Here is a 16,731-nt window from a genome sequence, read left to right as displayed (position 1 = left end):
GAACGGAAGCTATATGGTTGCATTAGACGATCCTTCGTACGTATGCAAATGGGATGGCTGCCCGAGAGTCAGGCAGTCGATATCAGACCCCGCAGCAGGCGATAGCCATAGCCGCGAATGCTCTGAATCGCGTTTGTACCATACATGTCCTTGATTTTTCCACGCAAGCGACTGATTGACTTCTCCAGCGCTCGAGGGTCGTAGAAATTGGTGTTGAGGCCCATGATGCTGGCGATTTCATCATGGCTCAGAATGTGATTACTGGTTTGCGCGAAGGCTTCGAGGATCTTCATTTCGGCAAACGAGATATCGAGTTTCTTGCTGGTGCCCATCAGGCAGATACGCGTCGGATCAAGCGTCAGATCGATATCGCGTTGCCATTCTTCGCTGTTGAAGAACTCGCCCAGCAACTCGGCGCCATCGTCGGAAAGGGTATTGAGCTTGATACAAACATCCGCGCCAGCTAGATAATATTTGATCTTGTTGAAGGCGCCGCGACCGGTGATGACCGCGCAAATGATCGGTTTCAAGTTGTCGCTGCGCAGGTTCTCGACCAAGGCAAGATTGTCTTCGAGGGCCTGAGGGCTGTCGATAACCAGGAAGATCGCTCGATACGAACCAGACTGTTCATTCAACTGATATGAACTAGTGTACGCGCTGGCGTCGAGCGCCATATCGGTACGTATATGCTGGGCGACTAGCGCTTTGAAATGTTCAGCCACGCCACGGGTACGACCCAGAGTAAGAACACCAGGTTCGTCGTTTGTCGGGCGCGGGCTTCTAGTCGCTAAGTTCGCTGAGAGCATCATGCATTGACTCGAATTAAGTGCTGACATCGGGATGTTAAAGCACCGGTTCTCATCTGTGACTGACAATTGGTAACATTCACGCGATTTTTAGACGTGGCTCGCGAGTTTTCTAACAATAATTAAGCTTTTCAAGCTTTTAGTTGATTTTCTTGGAGGGGTGAACTACTACTTAGATGGTGGCGATATGCAATGATGCCACTATTTTGAGCTTATTGCGATAGCCTTATCCATGTCCAATTGCCACTGTCTGGCCATCGTTGAATAATGTGATATTGATCACACTTTGTTGTCAGAGCAACTTTTTTCTGCAAAAAGGCCTAAATATTTTCTGCGTAGTTCGTCGGCCGACGATTACTAACATGGCTTGAGTGTGTCTTTTAATAAGACGTAATCTTTGTGGCTGATGAACTTTTGCGTTTATGTATGTCAATGGTCTCACTGCAGATACTCAACCCCTGAGTGTTATTACCCGGTCGCTCGCCACGAGCGCTCTGACGGAGGATTAATGGATTTCTGGACCCTTTTCCAGGTGTTGATATTAGGTGCGGTAGAAGGCCTGACCGAGTTCCTGCCGATCTCGAGTACCGGCCACCAGATCATCGTTGCCGACTTGCTGGAATTCGGCGGTGAACGCGCCATGGCCTTCAACATCATTATTCAACTGGGTGCCATTCTTGCCGTCGTCTGGGAGTTTCGACCGAAGATATTCGACATCATCAAAGGCCTGCCCACCGAACGTAATGCACAACGCTTCACTCTCAACTTGCTAATCGCCTTTCTGCCCGCCGTGGTCTTGGGCGTGTTGTTCGCCGACGCGATCCACGAATACCTGTTTAACCCGATCACCGTCGCCGTGGCACTGGTCGTCGGCGGCATCATCATGTTGTGGGCCGAACAGCGCAGCCATGTGATCAGCGTCGAACACGTCGACGACATGCGCTGGTCCCACGCATTGAAAGTCGGTTTCGTACAATGCCTGGCGATGATTCCCGGCACTTCGCGCTCCGGCTCGACCATCATCGGCGGTCTGCTCTTCGGCCTGTCGCGCAAAGCCGCCACCGAATTCTCGTTCTTCCTCGCCATGCCGACCATGGTCGGTGCCGCCGTGTACTCCGGCTACAAATACCGCGACCTGTTCCAGCCCAACGACCTGCCAGTCTTCGCCCTCGGCTTCGTCACTGCATTCATCTTCGCGATGATCGCCGTGCGCGGCTTGCTCAAGTTTATTGCCAACCACAGCTACGCCGCGTTTGCTTGGTATCGGATCGCGTTTGGTTTGTTGATTCTGGCGACGTGGCTGTTTGGCTGGGTCAACTGGACCGCCGCAGCGGCGGCCTGATCACTGGGCGCTGATCAACGCCGCAATGGCGAGATCGTTTAACGCCGAATCCGGCGACTCCTGGCGAAAGCGCTGCAAGGCCGAGGTGAAGTACGCGGCCTGCAGCATGCCGTCGCTGGCCAGATAGAGTCGCGCGTCTTCTTGCTCCTCGGCGGAGTAAACACGCTTGTGACTGTCGGTCGTTTCCTGGCTAGCCGAAAAAGGTGCGAGAAATAAAGACACCAAGGTGAGCCCGGAAATCTGCGTCACCTCCCACGGCGTATCGGTACGGCCCATGCAAAAGCCATCGCAGTGCGCATAAACGTCGGAAGTGAAGCTGAAAAAGGCGAGGAGGGTGAAGCGCTTGAAAGCAGAAAAAGTAAACGCGGGCATAAACAAAAGACATCCTGTCAGTACAACAAAACAACGGGCAACGCTCAGGCGTCACCCGCACACTCAACACTTCAATCAACGACCTTCAAGCAACTCAGCCGCCTGATCCAGCAACGCCAGCGGATCCTTGGCCTTGTGAATATCCACCGACAACAACTGACGGAATTTCCGCGCCCCCGGAAACCCCGTGCCCAACCCCAGCACATGCCGGGTGATGTGATGCATCGCACCACCGGCCAGCAAATGCTCAGCTATATAAGGACGCAACTGCGCCAACGCCTCAGCCCGACTGATCACCGGCGCCGAACTGCCGAACAACTGCTGATCCACCTCCGCCAGCAAATACGGATTGTGATAAGCCTCACGCCCCAACATCACACCGTCAAACGTCTGCAAATGCTCATGGCAAGCCTCCATCGTCTTGATCCCGCCATTCAGCACAATCTCCAACGCCGGAAAATCCGCCTTCAACTGCGCCGCCACGTCATAGCGCAATGGCGGAATGTCGCGATTCTCCTTCGGCGACAACCCCTCCAGAATCGCAATCCGCGCATGCACGGTAAAACTGGTGCACCCGGCATCGCGAACGGTGCCGACGAAATCACACAGTTCCGCGTAACTATCCCGACCGTTGATGCCGATGCGATGCTTTACCGTTACTGGAATCGAAACCGCGTCTTGCATCGCCTTCACACAATCCGCCACCAGTTGCGGGTGACCCATTAGGCACGCGCCGATCATGTTGTTCTGCACACGATCGCTTGGGCAGCCGACGTTTAGGTTCACCTCGTCGTAGCCGTGCTCCTGAGCCATGCGGGCGCAGGCGGCCAGATCCAACGGAACGCTACCGCCCAACTGCAACGCGAGCGGGTGCTCGGCTTCGTTGTGACGGAGGAAGCGTTCGTGATCGCCGTTGAGGAGAGCGCCGGTGGTGACCATTTCGGTGTAGAGGAGGGCGTTCTTCGATAAGAGGCGTAGGAAGAAACGGCAATGGCGGTCCGTCCAATCCATCATGGGTGCAACACTAAAGCGCCGAGACAGCGTAGGCATTGGTTTTACTGGGCTAAAGCTCTGATTCTGTACCATTTTACTCAACGTGTTTTCGGCGTGTTTTAGGGCGTTTTCAGGCGTTTTTTAGGTCTCGGTGGTACGATGTACCACTTCAAAACTGACGCGTACCACTTTCGATATGGCAGCTATCAGGGCAAGAAAACTGGCGGATGGGTCTGTGAGCTACACCGCTCAGATCCGCATCAAGCGTGATGGAGTGCAAGTCTACCAAGAGAGCCAGACCTTCGCCCGGAAACAGGTTGCATAGGTGTGGAAGCGGCGACTTGGGGAGCCGAATTAGCGTGGGTCGTTTGAGCGAGCGAACAACGAGAACTTCACTATATACCGCTCGGCTTGACCAATTGTGGTGTGTGCCAAACGCATAAATGGAAAATGCGTTGTCTGAGGGTCGCATACCTTGATAGGTTTGTCATAGGCTCAGCTTCCATGAATTTGCTGTATTGCGCGTTTTATGCGGGGGCGTGTAACATCAGATGAAGTCTAATAAATCACTGATGAGCTTATTTTTTTGGGGAAAAGCCTTGAATTCCACGCTCCGTTTCCGCAAGGCACGGAACTATGCCGATCACCAAGGTCAGGTTTTCACCCCTCCCGCCATTGCATCTCTTCTCGCAGAGTCACTACCGACACACTGTGATTCAATTATCGATGTAGGAGCTGGGACGGGTGCACTCGCGTCTGCAGCACTCAAGCGGTGTCCTGAAGCTAACGTTTATCTCATTGAGAAAGATGCCCTGTATGCTGAGCAACTCGCGACCAACTTTGAAAGAACAAGGGTAGTTACTCGCGATGCGCTTATTCCCGGCTTACTAGAGGGTTTACTGAAAACTGGGCATAAAAATGTAATCCTGTCTAATCCTCCATATGGTATGGAAAAGTTAAGAAACCTGCCAGAGTCCGAGAGTAGTCATAATTCGATAATTCCTTCTATTCACGGAGGTTGGGTTCGGCGCGACGCTGCTTTTGTCTGCCGAATTTGGAACTCGAGCACGAAGGGTGACACAATAGGTCTTATTGTAACTTTGCCTATTATCAGCAGTGCTGACTATTCAGAGTTGAGGCGAAGACTGGTTCAGGAGTTAAGCGGGTTAGTTGTAACGGAACTCCATCCTAAAACGTTCAATAATGCTGAGGTTCAAGCGTACTTAATTACTGGATATAGGAGCTTGAAGCGATCAAGAAATGTCTTACTTCGTCAAGCTAATATTGATGGTGAAATAAGTCGAGAATTGGTTGTCTCTAATGAGCAGGCTCTACAGAGATTGGATTTTACCTATCACTCTAATGTGAATGACTTGAAGTTGAAGCCTGAACAAGTTTTAGGTGGTTTAGCAGAAGTTGGTGCAGTGATTAGGCGGGGTAGTAGATCGCAGAACAAATATAGGGAGCTTGGTTTTCAGGCATTCCATACTACGGATTTTGCCTTAAATACTAAGGATCTAACTCTTGATGGAGCGGTAGAAGGTTATAACTCTGCGAGGTCTGGTGATATTCTTATACCTAGAGTAGGGACTAGATGTTTGATTCGTGAGGCGAAAGTGGTAAGAGGGGTCGGGTTAATTACAGATTGTATCTATAGGATTCGTGCCCCCTTACAAGTGCAACAAAAAATCTGGAATACATTAAATAGCGACTTTGGTCGTGAATGGCGCAGGCTTGCTGCAAAAGGATCTTGTGCAAAGTATATAACAATATCATCTTTAGAAGCTATGCCGGTATTAATCTAGTGTCGTGGTACAGGGAAAATTCAAGGAGAATTTTATGTATGACGAGGTTTCCCAGTATGACCAGATATCAACAGAGCGGACGGTAAGGGCACTGAGTAGTCTGGGAATCAGGCAGTCTCCACTCACGTGGGAAAGAGCAAGGCGTTGGGCGAAACAGTTTGAAGATGGTCCAGAAAAAAAACTCGCATGGTTAATCCTGCGATATTTGGTTTTTCGAACGACGGACCAAATCGAGTCATCCATTAGGCAAGCCTTAAAAAAAACGGCTCAGCACTTTAGTAGTAGCGTCGGAATGCCGGAAGAAACGGAATGGCGAGATGTATTTAACTATAACGTTTGCGGGTTGAAATTCTATTGTAGTCCACCAGTGGGATCAGCACTAACAACTCCCGGAAAAAGTGGTGAGTTGATCGCTAGGTTAATTAATCGTACATACAAGATCGATAAATTCTACACTTATAACTTCACAACGTTTGATTCGAACGATAGGTTGTTGATAGTCGATGATGGTTCATTTACTGGTGAGCAGCTAGATGGTTTTTTGAGTACTTATCAGCCAGCGAAAAATTACCCGTCGCAAATAGCTATAGTGCTCGCAATTGCTCATGAAAAGGCGATCTCTTTTTTGAAAGAGCGTCATCCATTGATACCAATTTTTAGCGGTGAAATACTTCTAAAAAGCCACTGTTTTAAAGTCATGGCTGACTCATGGGTCGAAAAAAAGATTTGGACATACGAACACTGTACTCCGCTGGAAGTTTATGAAAATATATGCGTCAAACATAATCTCGGAGAGATTGGCGATGCAGGCTTGGGCTTCGGTGGTTTAGGGGTGATGCTAGGATACGAGCATGGTATTCCAGATGACTCTCTTAGAATCCTTTGGGATCGTTCAGATACTTGGATCCCCTTAATTGAAAGGTAAGACTATGGACGGCTCTATCCCTTCCAAAACTCGTGCGGAAGAACATGATGCAGATATTTGGGGTGAGTTTTTTATTCCTCCTTACTTTGAAAGGCTTGGATTAAAAACCGCTACTAAGTCAACGTATATAATAGGGAAGCGTGGATGTGGTAAAACCATGCTCCTTAAGTATTTCGATTATCACACAGCATTTTCTGCTCGGCGACACGAAATATCGCAGGATGAAATAAGCCATGTTGGAATTTATTGGCGTGTTGATACCCAATTTTGCAGCTCTCTCCAACATCGTGGAATTGCGACGGACCATTGGCAAGCAATTTTCGAAAGCTACTTTTCTTTATATATAGCGATTGAAATTATTCGGTCTCTCAGAACGATCGCAAAAAGTGCTTATCGGGATTTTAATGTTGACGATTTTGAAGGATTGAAGTTCGAGTCAATTCCTGATTTTCACCCGGACTTTCCTTCGGGTGCCCTAGAGCTGGAAAATTTTCTAGCAAAAGTTAGGCGTTCTTTCTCGACGTGGATATCAAATGTTGCGGTAACCCCGCAGCCGTTGTTGCCTCCTGGGAAAATTTTTTTAGAAGCGTTGATCGAAGATATTAAGGCGTTGCCCTCATTATCGGGTGCTTCCTTCTACATCTATGTAGATGAAGTAGAAAATTTGGTTCCTTATCAACGTCGCGTGCTGAATACTTTGCTTAAGCATAGTCAGAGGCCGTTGATCGTCAATTTTACATCTAAGGAGCAATCCAGTGAGAATCAAACTACTGGGCCAGAGTGGGTCAATGCGACACATGATTATAGATTGCTCGATTTAGATAAACTTTTGGTAGAGGATGAACGCCCGTTATTCTTTTCAGAGGTTTTTCTAGCGAATCTTAGCCTAGCATCTGGAAATAACAATGAAGAGTTTGTAACGAGGCTTCAATCTATTGAATATATTGCAGATCGGAGAGGCAGCGAATATCGTGATCAAATTTTAACTCAAATGAAGCAGCGCTTTCCGAGTAAAGCGTACAAAGATTTTGCTGCCGATGCCCTGAACGATTCTGCTTTATATCGCACTCTAGAACAGAAAATTACACGATCGCTGCAAGCTCAAAAAACCGAAGTTAAAGCTGAAGACTTTTTTAAGTATTTAATGGTTCCTGATGCATTAGTTGTCGTTCCTGCTCTGTTGAATCGAAGTAGTCTCACGCCTAGTAAGATTATAAGCGAGCTAGATGAGTATGCAATCAGCGGCACAGGTAGCTTTCGCACTTCTTGGGTTCAGAATAATCTCGTGGGAGCATTGCTAGAGTTGTATCGTCCTTATGGACGTGAATGCCCACTTTATAGTGGGTTTGATACCCTCTGTACAATGTCTAACAATAACTTGAGAAATTTTTTGATCTTATGCTACAAGGCTTTGGAGATTGCAGAACTTAAAGATGAAGATGTTTCCGTAATTTCCATAGCGACTCAATGCAGAGCTTCGTATGATGCGGCTGATCAACTGATTCGTGAAATTAAAACGTTCGGACAGTATGGTGAACAACTCAGGATTTTCGTCCTCAGACTAGGTAGTATCTTTCGCGCTTTGCAAGCGTCTCCTGCTATGAGTGAACCGGAGCAGAACCAATTTACTATAAATTCTGGTCACAGAGCATTAGATGCTCGCGAACTTAATTTTTTAAGTGAGGCAATTAAATACGCAATATTGGTGGAGCAAATCGAAACCAAGACTAAAGGGACTGTTGGTACCGATATAATTGATTATCAACTTAATCCAATTTATTCGCCATATTTTCAGATTAGTTATCGAAGGAAGCGAAAGCTAGAAATTTCAACTAAAGATTTTGAAGTGCTTTATTCAGGGAATGAAGATGAGTTTCGAACTTTGGCGCGATCTGTGGCGAAGGTCCCAAAGGAAACGGATGATCGTCAGTTGGGGCTAATATAATGACAGCCCGAGTCTCTTTTTATTCGCGTTCATCACTAACGGCGTCTGGCCTAGATCTTGGGGAGAGTTATACACTGCTTCATGGAGAGCATTTGGATGATCGAGGTGCTTTAGCCGTGTCGCTGGGTAGTTCTGATGTTGATAGAGCGTTAGTTAGCTATAATAATGACGATATGACATTGGCGCTAAACGGGTTGTCCGTAAGTGCGGACATTAGTATTGAACTTTTTGATGGGTTGTGCAAAGAGAAGCCTATAGTTTTAGAAGCAACTACTCTGGGCTTTTCAGAACTATTCCTCTCAATACGTGCTTTGATTGACCTAGGGGCGGACAGAATTGAAATAATTTATGTTGAACCTTTGGATTACACTAGACGCCAAGGTGGTGATCAGTACGCTCTTTCAGAGTTGATAAAGGGGTATAAGCCAATACCTAATTCAATCGTCGATTTGAACTCCGACGATCTAGAGGCTGGCGTTTTTTTCCTAGGGTTTGAGTCTGAAAGACTTGATCGAGCCCTAGAGGAACATCAGATGATCGCTAATAAAAATATCAAGGTAGTATTTGGTATACCCGCTTTCCAGCCAGGATGGGAGTTAAATTCAATTGTTCCGCACCTAACTCGACTTGGAGAACAGGGAGGTGGCGTGGAAATTGCCTATTGCGCGGCAAATGACCCAGAAGCGGCATATGAGTCACTGGAAGCAACTCGCGACTCATTAGGAGATGGGAAGAGCATGTTTGTTGCACCTATTGGTACGAAGCCTTGTGGTATAGCTAGCGCTGTTTTCGCTAGCTTGTATCCGCATCAGACAGGTGTTCTGTTCGATCATCCAAAAAAGAAGGACAAACGATCTGAAGGTTCAGGGTTGTGGCATCGATATACTGTAGTTTTGAATCCTACTAACTAGATTCCCTGCACTATTCCGGAGATAAAGATGGATATTTCCCAAGAAGCGCGTTTCATGGCCATGCTTAAACTTCAGAGTGAGTTAAATTCACTTATTAATCCTGAGTGGTTAAAGGCTGGCTACCCCTACCTTCGGGCAGCTTTTGTAGAGGCAGGTGAGGCCCTCGATCATTATGGTTGGAAATGGTGGAAAAGCCAAAGTCCTAATATTGTTCAGTTGCAGATCGAACTCATTGATATTCTGCATTTTTATTTGTCTGATGTTTTGGTCGAGTCTAATGGTGACTATGTCACGTCGATTTCTAATATCGAGCGTGAGCTGAATGAGTCTCAGATTAATTTTGATAGTGCTGTGTTTGTTTTTAAGGATCTAGATGTATTAGGTCTGATAGAGTTGATCGGTGGCTTAGCTGTCGTTAAGAGACGTAGTTTCGGGTTGTTGGAAGAGTTGATGCGTAGATGCGATCTGGCTTGGGAAGTAGCTTACGCTCAATATATCTCCAAGAATATACTGAATATCTTTCGTCAAAGAAATGGTTATAAGCAAGGTACTTATGTAAAGGTGTGGGAAGGACTAGAAGATAATGTTTGGTTGGAGAGATTCTTAGATACTCTTGATTTGGAGTCAGCTTCTTTTTCAGAAGATCTTATGTCCGAGCTAACTGCGAAGTACCTCGGTGTATTGAAGGGAGCTAGTTCCTGAGGCAGGAAAAACTTTTAAAGGGTTTTTGATGCTTTCTTTAGTTTAATGGTTTTGCTCTAAGTTAATCGTGAGTCACTCTCGAGGTGACTTGCGTTGACTGCGCTGGTGAATTGCCTGGTTTAATTGAGGAGTGAAAAGCTCATAGATTGTTATGAAATGTGTTAGTTGAGGTGAAAGATGCATCGCGATATTGATTTATAGTTGTCAGCTCTCTAATATGCTGGCGAGTAGACATCTCATAAGGTTTTTAATTTGATTAGTCTCCAGTTTTGCTTCGAATCCGTTTCTGTCTAGAAAATAAAACCCCTCGCACGGCCGGTGGTCATTTGGAAAAGGGGTGACTTTGCAGTGTGCCACAGAGTTTCTCAATCTTCTTATCAATTCTCTAAGATTTATATCATCAGGAGCCCTGTTTTTCCCGGCATTGATTATGCAGTTTCGGTCGATGCCCCAGTGCTCTATTTCCTGAAGAGTTTTTTCAGGGATCAATTCTGGCATCCGTTCGTTTGGAAAAAATAGTAGCCCAATAAGAGAGTTAAGCAGGTGTGTGGTTTTATATTCGCCTTGGTATAAATCAACAAGCTCCAGGCTTCGCTGCATGAAAAGTCGCTCAAAATCGTTTAAGTAACTCATTCTATTTTTTCTCCGTCTATTTTTTAAATTAGTAGTGACTTTTCTTAGTTGGGGGGGGGCAAGTGCTAATAAAAAATTTAGCTAAGCGCTTATAGCTGTTTTTTGCTGTTTGCTTACTATGCTTCCTACATCTACTTATTTACTATCGTAATAGGTTTTGTTTCTTTGGATTTCAATTGAATTGATTTAAATACTATCGCTAAACTTGGCTGAACCTCTTTACTCTATACAGCATAAGAACTAAGAATAGTATCGCTCCCAATTCGATTTTTTATCGACTTTTTGGAGCCTGGATGGGGTCGGAGCAAAGTCGAATCTATCGATCCCTTTAATAAGAAAGCATAGCAGTTAATCAAAATACTAAAGTTGATACGTGTTTAAGCACGATGCGCTGGCGCTTGTTAAGGCCTACAACACCTTGCGCCTCCCCCTACACCTAAGACAGAATCCCCCGGCTTGTGCCTCTAGCCGGGAGGTTCTATCGTCCATACGTCACTGAAAACCAGTGATCGGGTTTGGTAGCCCGTCTCCGTCAGAAGCACAAGACTACTGTCTTGCGACGACGTTTTTCGTCTTCGTTTTATGGTGGTCATGCGCGGGGCGTCTTCGGATGCGCCGGGGTTCCTGACGACCGGTCTACCAACCTGCGTATGGCCTCCACCCTTCGTTTGGTAGCGAGAGTGATGGCTCCTTTTCGTTAATCCGTCAGGAGTTACACCATGTTCAAACCTACACCGAATCCACCAGAAACCGATCCCGCATCTCCCTACGAATCCCTCAACTCCAAAAAACTCCACGAAGCCGCCGAGCGCGCGCTCGATCACTACCTCCTTCCCGCCGGCCACATCATGTCCAGCGTCAACGAGCCCGAGCGCATGTACCTCGCCAACCCCAAATACGACTCGGAATCCCTATTGGCCAATGCCAGTGAAACGCTGAGTTCCGCCTCGGAAATGCTCAACAACTTCGCCGCAGCACTCGACCCCTCGCACCGCAAAACCGCGCTGGGCATTGCGCAGGTGGTGATGTTGGGGGAGTTGGCGGTGAATCAGGCGTTGGATAACGTTGAGGTGAAGGCGTAAATCAGCTCCCTTTGTGGCAAACGGCTTAGCCGTTGCCACGGAGGGGCTGTTCGCGCTGGGCAAAGCAGCCGGGAGGAGGGCGTGGAAATGGACAGGGTGATGGCCATTTAGTAGCATTTCGCGCCTTTACTCAGGAGTCGCCGCACCATGGAAGCTACATCGTCCCAAGCTTGGTACAACACACGTCCCGCCGTTGTCTTCATGGCCGTTTTTTATTGCTTTGTCGTGTTGATTCAGGCCGGTCTGTGGGTGGCTCATGACGGGTTTCAACAAGCGCGGGAAGGGGATATTTCGTTTCTGATGCTGCTGAACGTCTGCGTGGTGGCATTGTTGATGTTTGTCGGCGGCTTGCTGTTGTTGGCGAGAAAGAAGATCAGTTCTTTTTGCTTTGTTCTGGCGTTGATTCTGGGGATTGCCTTCTCTCTGTCGCAAATGAACAGCGGTTCGGTTGTGCATCTGCTCACTCTGCCGATGTTCAAAGAATATGCGCTGGTTTTTGGTATCTGGGTGTACAGCCTGCAATTGCGCACGACCGGTTATTTTTCCGCTAAATAACCCCCTCTGCATTGCCCGTAGCGCCCTATTGGCTGAATAGGCCGGGCGGTTGATTGTTAGCTATTTACGTGAAGAGAATTTATGTCTACTCCTGATAAGCCGAAGTTGCCGCTGCAAGCATTTGTGATGTCGTGCCTGGTGGCCGGCTGGGGTCTGGTGTACGCCGGTCAGGTGAAGTGGGCGGTGCGTGTTGCCGCTTTGCTTTATCTGGGTGTGATTTTACTCGGTGTCTGCGGGGTGCCTGCCACGCCAGTGGGCCTGTATGTCTTCGCTACGTTTATCGTTCTGGTGAAACTCGGCTCGGCCACGGCAGCTGCGATATCGGTGCGTAGAAACGACCATCCGGTGAACAGCCCCAGCACCCGTTTCCATGTGCTTTACGTGGTGGCGCTGGTCATTCTCACGCTGATTCTTTTGGGGCCATTAAGAGGCCCGACGCTGGGGTTCAAGACTTACTTCATCCCCTCTGGCTCGATGGTTCCGACCCTTTCGATCGGTGACTATATCGTCACCAAAATGCGCATCGACGCGCCGCAGGTGGGCGACATTGTGACTTATCGCTACAACGGCACGGAGGCGGTCAAACGTGTGGCGGCAGTGGGTGGCGATACCTTGTCGATTGTTGATGGTAAGGTCATTCGCAACGGCGAAAACATGGGGCTGTTCTTTGCACCGCCAGAGCGCGTGAAGAATCCTCGTTATCTGCAAACGCCGCCGACGGTGGTCGAGAAAGATCATGTTTATCTGCTCGGTGATAACCGCGACAGCAGTAACGACAGCCGCTTCATGGGCCAGGTCGCACTCGAAGACATTACCGGTAAAGTCACCGGAATCTGGTACTCATCCGATCGGTCGAGGATTGGCACAGCCTTTCAGTGAAAACAAAAGCCGTCACCTTAAGGTGACGGCTTTCGCTTGCAGATCTAGCCAAACTGACTCGCCGACTCAACCGCAGATTTCGGCTTCCTCAACCGCGTCAACTGGTAAGCAATCGCCAACCAGACAAACCACCCCGGCATGACCATCAGCGCAATCCGCGTATCAGGCCTCAACGCCAGCAACCCCAGCACAAACCCCAAAAACGCCAACGAAAACCAAGCCATCGGCACGCCGCCGGGCATCTTGTAAGCCGACTTCGCATGCAGATCCGGACGTTTTTTGCGGTAGGCGATGTAAGACGCAAGGATGGTCGACCAGGTGAAGATCACCAGAATCGCCGACACGGTGGAGACGATGGTGAATGCGGTCATGACTTCCGGCACGATGAACAGCACCAGTACGCCGACCAGCATCAACAGCGTGGTAAACGCCAGACTCAGCAGCGGCACGCTGTTGCTAGACAGTCGGCGGAATAGGCCGGGCGCGTTGTCTTGGTTGGCCAGCCCGAACAGCATGCGGCTTGAGGAGAACACGCCGCTGTTGGCCGAGGAGGCCGCCGAGGTCAGGACCACGAAGTTGACGATACCGGCCGCTGCGGGAAATCCGGCGACGAGGAACAGTTCGACGAAGGGGCTTTTGACCGGGGAGACTTGCTGCCACGAGGTCACGGCGATAATGCAGGTCAGTGCCAGCACGTAGAACAGGATGATCCGCAGCGGAATCGAGTTGATTGCTTTCGGCAAGGTCTTCTCCGGCGAGCGGGTTTCGGCGGCGGCGGTGCCGATCAGCTCGGTGCCGGCGAAGGAGAAGATCGCCATTTGAAATCCGGCGAAGAAACCGAACAAGCCGTTAGGGAACGCTGCCTGTTTGTCCACCAGATGGCTCAGGGACGCGGTGACGCCACTGGGTGAGACGAAGGAGCTGGCGATCAGCACGGTGCTGACGCCGATCAGGGTCACGACGGCAATGATCTTGATAATCGCGAACCAGAATTCCACCTCACCGAACAGCCTGACGGTCAGTACGTTTAGCGCAAACAGGGTCGCCAGCATGCCGACGGCGGGTATCCACGCCGGTATGTCGGGGAACCAGTACTGGAAGAATCCGCCGACCACGACGGCGTCGCCGATCACCGCGACGCTCCAGCTCAGCCAGTACGACCAGCCGAGAAAGAACGCTGCGCGTGGGCCGAGGTAGGCACCGGCGAAGTCGGCAAAAGTTTTGAAGTTGAGGTTGGACAGGAGCATTTCGCCCATGGCGCGCATGACGAAAAACACGAACAGACCGATGATCATGTAGATGAGGATGATCGACGTCCCGGAGAGGGCGATGATCTTCCCGGAACCCATGAACAGGCCGGTACCGATGGCACCGCCCATGGCCATTAACTGGATGTGACGATTGCTGAGCGTGCGCTGCAGCGCGGGCTGTTCGAGCAGCCCGGAAGGGGTCGATTTCATTGCAAAACCTCTTGATTTTATGTTTTTGAGTTTTGGCAGAAAGTGGGTGTTGAGCGTTCTTGTTATAGGTGCAGCGGCTAAGCACAAGGTGAATCGCCCCCTGTGGCTTGGGGGCGGCGGTTAGCGATTAACTGACGGTACGCAGACGCGAGGCTTTGGCCGGTTGCGGATCCAGCAGTTGGAAGAGGTTTTTGATGTTGGCCGGCGTCGGCACTAGGTGGATGCGCTGGCCGATTTGCTGTGCCTGCGCCAGGTCGTTGAGGTAGCGCAGTGAGGAAAAGTCTTCCAGGGCAAAACCCACGGAATCGAAGACCGTCACCTGCGTATCGTTTTCGCGTCCGGCGACTTCGCCCTGCACAATGCGGAAAAACTCGATCACCGGGGAGTCGGCTGCCAGTTGCTGAATGTCGCCCTCAATGCGCGTTTGCGGCTCGAACTCGACGATGACCCGGGCGTTGCGCAGGATGTCGGCGTGCAGTTCGGTTTTACCCGGGCAGTCACCGCCGACCGCGTTGATGTGCATGCCGGGCTCGATCATTTCGGGGGTCAGAATCGTTGCGTAGGCTTTATCGGCGGTGACCGTGGTGACGATGTCCGCACCCTTGACCGCGTCCTTCACCGAGCTGGCCAGAATCACGTCGATGTCCGGGTACGCCGCGAGGTTGTGCTTCAACTTGAGTGAAGCGTCGTGATCGATATCGAAGATGCGGATTTCAGTGATGCCCAACATTTCATGAAAGGCCAGTGCCTGGAATTCACTTTGCGCACCGTTACCGATCAAGGCCATCGAGGTCGCACCCGGGCGAGCCAGCGACTTCGCGATCAGTGCCGAGGTGGCTGCGGTGCGCACGGCGGTGGTTAAGGTCAGTTCGCTGAGCAGCGTGGGATAGCCACTCTGCACATCAGCCAGAAGCCCGAAGGCCATGACCGTCAGCAAGTTCTGCTGGCCGTTGTTCGGGTGGCCATTCACGTATTTGAAAGAGTACTGCTGGCCGTCGTCGGTGGGCATCAACTCGATCACGCCGTCTGCCGAGTGATTGGCCGTGCGCGGCGATTTATCAAACTGCGCCCAGCGTGCGTAGTCCGCTTCGATGTAGCCGGCCATTTCGCGGATGGCGCGGCGGATGCCGACTTGGGTGAACAGGCGTGCAGCATCATCGACATCTATAAAAAGCGTCATGTTTTTATTCTCCGATCCAGTCATTGAAAGGTTGTAGAGCGGCGGGCGGCTCAGCTGCGTTTGCTCTCGAAGCCGTGCAGCACGTTGACGGCATTGATGCCGATTTCATCGACCATGTAGCCGCCCTCCATGACGAACAGGGTCGGGCAGCCGACGCTGGCGATCAGTTCACCGATGCCGATGAAGTCCTCGCTTTCCAGCAGAAAGTGGCTGATGGGGTCGTCCTTGAAGGTGTCGACACCGAGGGAAATCACCAGCACTTCAGGGACGAACTGCTGGAGCTTTTTGCAGGCGTGGAGCAGGGCGTTGCGGTAGCTCTCCCACGTGGTGTTTTTCGGCAGGGGATAGTTGAGGTTGTAACCCTCGCCGACACCCGCGCCGACTTCGTGGCTGTACCCCGAGAAGTACGGATAGGACACCGCCGGTTCGCCGTGCAACGAGACGAACATGACGTCGCTGCGCTGGTAAAAAATGTTCTGGGTGCCGTTGCCGTGGTGGAAGTCGACGTCGAGCACCGCGACGCGTTTGGCGCCTTGGGTGATGGCTTGTTGCGCGGCAATGGCGGCGTTGTTGAGGTAGCAATAACCGCCCATGTATTCGCGCGCGGCGTGATGGCCGGGCGGACGGCACAGGGCGAAGGCACTGTCGTGGCCTTCATCAAGCAGGGCCAGGCCAGTGAGGGCAATATCGGCGCTGGTTTTCACCGCTCGCCAAGTCGTCGCGGTAATCGGTGAGCCGGCATCCATGGCAAAGAAACCCAGCTTGCCATCGATGAACGTCGGCACCTCTTCGCCGGCCAGATCGCGCACTGGCCATACCAGCGGCAAGGCATCGTGAGTGCGACCGGTTGCGCACCATTCGCTCCAGGCATTTTCCAGAAAACTGACGTAGCGCTCGCTGTGCGCGTTGACGTAGCACGAGCGATCAAACGCGCGCGGCTCGACGATCTGCCCGAGGCCGACCTGTTTGACTCGGTTATGCACGGTGTCGGCGCGACTCGGTTGCTCGAACGACGGTTTGAGCACGCCGTCTTTCAATTCGGTGCCGTGGTGCAACCGGTGGGAATCACTGAAAACTGTAAACATTCTGCGCATCCGTTATTGTTGGCCAGTGCAAATATTCTGTTCCGGCTTGGCTGCGC

Annotated in this window: 16 protein-coding genes and 1 pseudogene; 10 read left to right on the top strand and 7 right to left on the bottom strand. The window is 50.4% G+C overall.

Annotated elements, in window-relative coordinates; genetic code table 11:
• Positions 1-68: 68 nt before the first annotated feature.
• Positions 69-809, bottom strand: a complete 741-nt coding sequence (locus CLU80_RS03500; RefSeq protein WP_099756771.1) for a winged helix-turn-helix domain-containing protein — start codon at positions 807-809, stop codon at positions 69-71.
• A 505-nt stretch (positions 810-1,314) separates the two neighbouring features.
• On the opposite strand from CLU80_RS03500, the gene CLU80_RS03495 reads away from it, so the two are divergent.
• The gene (locus CLU80_RS03495) at positions 1,315-2,148 is read left to right on the top strand and encodes an undecaprenyl-diphosphate phosphatase (RefSeq protein ID WP_099756770.1); all 834 of its coding nucleotides are present in this window, start codon (positions 1,315-1,317) and stop codon (positions 2,146-2,148) included.
• Here CLU80_RS03495 and CLU80_RS03490 read toward each other — a convergent pair whose 3' ends face one another.
• Positions 2,149-2,520 carry a DUF2388 domain-containing protein gene (locus CLU80_RS03490; protein ID WP_099756769.1) on the bottom strand — a complete coding sequence of 124 codons (372 nt, stop codon included), beginning with the start codon at positions 2,518-2,520 and terminating at the stop codon, positions 2,149-2,151.
• Between the two features lie 75 nt (positions 2,521-2,595).
• Entirely contained in the window at positions 2,596-3,570 is a 975-nt protein-coding gene (gene dusA, locus CLU80_RS03485) for a tRNA dihydrouridine(20/20a) synthase DusA (RefSeq protein WP_099756768.1), read from the bottom strand.
• Positions 3,571-3,709: 139 nt separating this feature from the next.
• On the opposite strand from dusA, the pseudogene CLU80_RS03480 reads away from it, so the two are divergent.
• The 6 genes and pseudogenes from CLU80_RS03480 to CLU80_RS03455 all read left to right on the top strand — a co-directional run.
• Positions 3,710-3,835, top strand: a pseudogene (locus CLU80_RS03480) (site-specific integrase); the annotation flags it as partial.
• A 229-nt stretch (positions 3,836-4,064) separates the two neighbouring features.
• Positions 4,065-5,318 carry a methyltransferase gene (locus CLU80_RS03475; protein ID WP_099756767.1) on the top strand — a complete coding sequence of 418 codons (1,254 nt, stop codon included), beginning with the start codon at positions 4,065-4,067 and terminating at the stop codon, positions 5,316-5,318.
• A 34-nt stretch (positions 5,319-5,352) separates the two neighbouring features.
• Entirely contained in the window at positions 5,353-6,243 is an 891-nt protein-coding gene (locus tag CLU80_RS03470; RefSeq protein WP_099756766.1) for a phosphoribosyltransferase-like protein, read from the top strand.
• Between the two features lie 4 nt (positions 6,244-6,247).
• The gene (locus CLU80_RS03465; protein WP_099756765.1) at positions 6,248-8,188 is read left to right on the top strand and encodes an ORC-CDC6 family AAA ATPase; all 1,941 of its coding nucleotides are present in this window, start codon (positions 6,248-6,250) and stop codon (positions 8,186-8,188) included.
• A gap of 92 nt (positions 8,189-8,280) precedes the next feature.
• On the top strand, positions 8,281-9,099 hold the full coding sequence (locus CLU80_RS03460) for a hypothetical protein (RefSeq protein ID WP_286079697.1): 819 nt from the start codon (positions 8,281-8,283) through the stop codon (positions 9,097-9,099).
• Positions 9,100-9,126: 27 nt separating this feature from the next.
• Positions 9,127-9,801: a dUTP diphosphatase gene (locus CLU80_RS03455; protein WP_099756763.1), complete on the top strand. Its 675-nt coding sequence runs from the start codon at positions 9,127-9,129 to the stop codon at positions 9,799-9,801.
• 204 nt (positions 9,802-10,005) lie between these two features.
• Here CLU80_RS03455 and CLU80_RS03450 read toward each other — a convergent pair whose 3' ends face one another.
• Positions 10,006-10,434: a HEPN family nuclease gene (locus CLU80_RS03450; protein ID WP_099756762.1), complete on the bottom strand. Its 429-nt coding sequence runs from the start codon at positions 10,432-10,434 to the stop codon at positions 10,006-10,008.
• Positions 10,435-11,153: 719 nt separating this feature from the next.
• Here CLU80_RS03450 and CLU80_RS03445 point away from each other — a divergent pair.
• The 3 genes from CLU80_RS03445 (at position 11,154) to lepB (ending at position 12,950) form a co-directional block, all read left to right on the top strand.
• Complete coding sequence (locus CLU80_RS03445; RefSeq protein ID WP_099756761.1) at positions 11,154-11,516, top strand: DUF6124 family protein; 363 nt, start codon at positions 11,154-11,156, stop codon at positions 11,514-11,516.
• Positions 11,517-11,663: 147 nt separating this feature from the next.
• Positions 11,664-12,071 (top strand): hypothetical protein, encoded by a 408-nt coding sequence (locus CLU80_RS03440; protein ID WP_099756760.1) that lies wholly within the window; start codon positions 11,664-11,666, stop codon positions 12,069-12,071.
• An 81-nt stretch (positions 12,072-12,152) separates the two neighbouring features.
• A complete protein-coding gene (gene lepB, locus CLU80_RS03435) occupies positions 12,153-12,950 on the top strand; it encodes a signal peptidase I (RefSeq protein WP_099756759.1) in 798 nt (265 codons plus the stop codon).
• A gap of 44 nt (positions 12,951-12,994) precedes the next feature.
• Here the strand turns inward: lepB and CLU80_RS03430 are convergent, their stop codons facing one another.
• The 3 genes from CLU80_RS03430 to CLU80_RS03420 all read right to left on the bottom strand — a co-directional run bounded on the left by CLU80_RS03430 (position 12,995) and on the right by CLU80_RS03420 (position 16,675).
• Entirely contained in the window at positions 12,995-14,410 is a 1,416-nt protein-coding gene (locus tag CLU80_RS03430; protein ID WP_099756758.1) for an amino acid permease, read from the bottom strand.
• 127 nt (positions 14,411-14,537) lie between these two features.
• Positions 14,538-15,590: an ornithine cyclodeaminase gene (gene ocd / locus CLU80_RS03425; protein WP_099756757.1), complete on the bottom strand. Its 1,053-nt coding sequence runs from the start codon at positions 15,588-15,590 to the stop codon at positions 14,538-14,540.
• Positions 15,591-15,640: 50 nt separating this feature from the next.
• Positions 15,641-16,675, bottom strand: coding sequence for a histone deacetylase family protein (locus CLU80_RS03420; RefSeq protein ID WP_099756756.1), 1,035 nt, complete (start codon positions 16,673-16,675; stop codon positions 15,641-15,643).
• Positions 16,676-16,731: the final 56 nt, after the last annotated feature.

Origin of the sequence: Pseudomonas sp. 29, from assembly GCF_002754355.1 — a bacterium.
Lineage (GTDB): Bacteria > Pseudomonadota > Gammaproteobacteria > Pseudomonadales > Pseudomonadaceae > Aquipseudomonas > Aquipseudomonas neuropathica.
Note: the sequence above shows the minus strand (reverse complement) of the source record. Positions and strands in the feature narration are given on the sequence as shown.

Coding starts and splice junctions, on each gene's coding strand:
- CLU80_RS03500 (WP_099756771.1), bottom strand. CDS start 809: ATGATGCTCTCAGCGAACTTAGCGACTAGAAGCCCGCGCCCGACAAAC.
- CLU80_RS03495 (WP_099756770.1), top strand. CDS start 1,315: ATGGATTTCTGGACCCTTTTCCAGGTGTTGATATTAGGTGCGGTAGAA.
- CLU80_RS03490 (WP_099756769.1), bottom strand. CDS start 2,520: ATGCCCGCGTTTACTTTTTCTGCTTTCAAGCGCTTCACCCTCCTCGCC.
- dusA (WP_099756768.1), bottom strand. CDS start 3,570: ATGCCTACGCTGTCTCGGCGCTTTAGTGTTGCACCCATGATGGATTGG.
- CLU80_RS03475 (WP_099756767.1), top strand. CDS start 4,065: ATGAAGTCTAATAAATCACTGATGAGCTTATTTTTTTGGGGAAAAGCC.
- CLU80_RS03470 (WP_099756766.1), top strand. CDS start 5,353: ATGTATGACGAGGTTTCCCAGTATGACCAGATATCAACAGAGCGGACG.
- CLU80_RS03465 (WP_099756765.1), top strand. CDS start 6,248: ATGGACGGCTCTATCCCTTCCAAAACTCGTGCGGAAGAACATGATGCA.
- CLU80_RS03455 (WP_099756763.1), top strand. CDS start 9,127: ATGGATATTTCCCAAGAAGCGCGTTTCATGGCCATGCTTAAACTTCAG.
- CLU80_RS03450 (WP_099756762.1), bottom strand. CDS start 10,434: ATGAGTTACTTAAACGATTTTGAGCGACTTTTCATGCAGCGAAGCCTG.
- CLU80_RS03445 (WP_099756761.1), top strand. CDS start 11,154: ATGTTCAAACCTACACCGAATCCACCAGAAACCGATCCCGCATCTCCC.
- CLU80_RS03440 (WP_099756760.1), top strand. CDS start 11,664: ATGGAAGCTACATCGTCCCAAGCTTGGTACAACACACGTCCCGCCGTT.
- lepB (WP_099756759.1), top strand. CDS start 12,153: ATGTCTACTCCTGATAAGCCGAAGTTGCCGCTGCAAGCATTTGTGATG.
- CLU80_RS03430 (WP_099756758.1), bottom strand. CDS start 14,410: ATGAAATCGACCCCTTCCGGGCTGCTCGAACAGCCCGCGCTGCAGCGC.
- ocd (WP_099756757.1), bottom strand. CDS start 15,590: ATGACGCTTTTTATAGATGTCGATGATGCTGCACGCCTGTTCACCCAA.
- CLU80_RS03420 (WP_099756756.1), bottom strand. CDS start 16,675: ATGTTTACAGTTTTCAGTGATTCCCACCGGTTGCACCACGGCACCGAA.